Genomic DNA, 3,245 nt, shown 5'->3' with positions numbered 1-3,245 from the left:
AATTTAATCAACTGCGCTGCAACACGAACCAGAAACCACAGCTCAAACTCGCCCTTGCCGAACTCGGAATCCCAGTGGATTCGATTAAGTAATTCATGGATTGGCTGCATGGTATTAGTGTGACTATCCTATATTCTTATTAGGCAAAGCTGTTTTATTAATTACATGACTATTAAAAATAATAATAGATTAGTAAGTAAGATTATCAAAGAGACTGGTTATTTTATTGCAATACCAACTGGCACAATTCATTACAACAATCGCATAACGCCCGCTATTTACATTGTTAATATCAGGCTAACCAGTGCTTCTGTTTTCCCCGTAGAAGGGCAAACCGTAGCATACTTTTGTTATTGTATTTGCCGATCAAGTCGTGCTTTATCTCTCATTAATATGAGAGAAAGAAAAAACAGTGGAAACTAATTATTTAACCACAAAACAATATCCTTCATGACATTTTCACCCTGCAGGTCGCGTAGCAGCATATGGTAGCCATTTTCATAGAGAATTAACTGTTTCTGTCCTGCGGGTTGAGCCGGGAAACGCTGGAAGGCATCAAGAACAGGTTTCTGCGGTATTATTTCATCTAGATGGCCATAGAGAACAAGGGTTTTGAGCTTGTAGTTGTCAGCTGCGGCATAGGCTGCATCCATAAGGTTTTGCAGGCCGTAAATCGTATCATATCGGGTTTCCTTGATCACCATGGGATCGCGTCCCTGCTCCTTGAGCATTTCAATATTGTCGCTTGGTTTTCTGTAGAGTGCTTCTCCGGTAACCCGGTACCAGGGGATGGTGTGGGCAACAAGCCAGAGGGCCACATTCTGATAAAGCGGGCTGGTGGAACGTGCCCAGAGTGCTGGTGCAACAAGAATGGCACCGGCAATATCAGGGTGGTTCTCCCCGCTCATGGCCTGGATAATTACAGCCCCACCCATGCTGTGGCCCAGTAGGTAGAGGGGCTGGTCGGGGTACTTTTGTGTAATAAGCCGGACAAGAGTTTTCAGATCCTGCGCCATGGCTTCGCTGCTACCCCATCTTCCCCTTACTGGTGCATTGCCGAAGCCGCGCTGGTCATAGGCGTAAACCGCTATTTGATGCCTGTTGAAATATTGCGCACTACTTTTAATGAAATTGGAATAATCGTTAAATCCATGCACTGCGATCAATATGAACCTGGCTGCATCCATACTGCCTGAGGGGGGCCAGACCTGCAGAGGCAGCTTAGTCCCGTCATAGGAAATAAATAATGTTTCCTGCAGTTGAGGCTCAGACTTTCCAGAGTTTTCAGCGCTTGTAAAATTAGGTGCACAGCTTGTCAGCAGGAGCAGGCAGCAGAGAAAGAAAAAAGATTGAAATACTGTTGAGGGCATGGGGGGGATTTTCATGAGATGCGGCGAATAAAGTTAGATTGAAGAACAGCAATTTTGAATGTGGAATAAAGGGCCAGTTGATCAGCAATATATTTATAAGTACTGAGGTTAACCAGTCCGATATTATTGGCAATAATACCCCCTATAAGAGCAAAAACAGTTGCTAACATAAGCTCTGCCGCGACAGTAAAAAGATCATAAATATATGCCCCATGTGTTTGAAGAGTATAGGAAGAACAAACGCTCTTTTTAATTTAAGCAACTATCTCACTACACACTGTCAGCTGCTTATTTCTTTTATTTCAGCATAGTAGATAATGACAGTTTTTCTAATCAAATAGCGTTAGCTGTGGGGCTCAATTTTCGGGAGTAAAGCAAGATCTGCTTTGTTATATTTTTCATCCAAATGAACAATACCTTGTGAAATAGCAACGATTGTTTGCCGAAGCGAATATTGCTTTGCCGGGATTTCATTAGAAAAAATAAAATTGTGGATAACCCAGTAAAATCAAAAACGGTCGATATGGGAGCTGTTATTTCCTTTTGCCCTGATAGAAAACTTAGTCAGATGTAGGACGGAATACCTCACTATTTTTAATGTTACCGCTTCTTTATAGGCGTGGAAATGGGGGATTAAAAATGTCGGTCTTTTTTCTTTCGGGCAGAAAAAGAAAAGAAATTAATCTGCAGATTGACTAACGAGTTTGGAAACGGTTTTTTATGTCTGTAGTAAATTAAAATGACAAAGTATTCAATTGTGCATCACCAGATTATAGAATAAGTATTAAGTAACTTTAATGCTGATTTTTTATGTCCGGATAGAGCATCGTATCGAGCGGTACGCCAACAAGTCACCAATGCTACATTGGGGGAACTAGTAAAGAAAGATCCCCCCAACAAAAGTGAACCGACTGCACCCATATCATGCTCATAACATATTAATGAGGCTACATTAAGTTCAAGATAGCTTGGCTCTTATCAGTTTCACTAGCTGGGGGATAGCCTGCTTGGGCCAAAGGTATTGATATTTTAGTGTCAAATAGTGCCAACCATGAATTTGATATTTTCTGGCGCTGGTGGCAAGTTGGCTTGGACAGCGACGCAGTTTTACTCCCTGATGTTTAGCTTGCCATACCAACAGGTGATCTTCGCCGTAAGGCGTATCTTCGCTATAACCTCCTAAGGCGGTAAAAGTATCTTTGCTAAGGAAAAAGCCCTGATCGCCAAATGGCAGCCCAAGTACATTGGAGCGAAACTTGGCACCTACTTCATTGATTTTTAGCCGCCAACTGCTTTTATCGAAAAAATACAGATCGAAATAAAACAGTGAATTCTGGCTGTTTTTATTCGTCAAACAATCGAATAATGAGTTGATATTGTCTGCTGTGATTTGGCTATCAGCATGTAAAAACCAGATAAAGGGGTGTCTCGCCAAGGCTGCTCCTTTATTGAGTTGTATCCCTCGACCTTGAGTGCTGTAGATAAGCTGCCAGCTTAGTCTGCAAAAACGTTGCCTTAAGCAGGCGAGCTGCTCGCCTATATCATCACCATAGCTGGCAACAAGGATGATTTCGCTACCGTCTGGTAACAGATCAAAATCCTGACATAAGCGTTGCCACTGACTTTCACCTTTTGCCAGTGGGATCACAATTGACAGTAAAGTTTTGCTCATCTTATCTTTTCAATACTTGCAGTAATGCCTTTTTATCTTCGGGAATATGCTCGAAAGGTGTAAGCACAGCACAAGCCAGACTTTGTCGTTGCACACTATTGTCGTCAGCTGCTTGATGGTAATGGCCAAGGTAGGTTTTTAGCAGCAATTTTGCTTTTTCAAGACTTTGACCATAACGAGAGATCACCTGCTCAACGGTAACA

3 protein-coding genes are annotated in these 3,245 nt (G+C 42.2%); all 3 read right to left on the bottom strand.

The features are described 5' to 3' along the window. Nucleotides 1–419: 419 nt before the first annotated feature. On the bottom strand, nt 420–1,385 hold the full coding sequence (locus tag AC4GME_RS17130) for an alpha/beta hydrolase (RefSeq protein WP_490376513.1): 966 nt from the start codon (nt 1,383–1,385) through the stop codon (nt 420–422). 943 nt (nt 1,386–2,328) lie between these two features. Beyond that, nucleotides 2,329–3,042, bottom strand: coding sequence for a glycosyltransferase (locus AC4GME_RS17125; RefSeq protein WP_490379867.1), 714 nt, complete (start codon nt 3,040–3,042; stop codon nt 2,329–2,331). Between the two features lies 1 nt (nt 3,043). Next, nucleotides 3,044–3,245: hypothetical protein (locus tag AC4GME_RS17120; RefSeq protein ID WP_490379866.1), on the bottom strand; the 202-nt coding region annotated here is incomplete at its 5' end.

Source organism: Psychromonas sp. (genome assembly GCF_983033635.1).
Note: the sequence above shows the minus strand (reverse complement) of the source record. Positions and strands in the feature narration are given on the sequence as shown.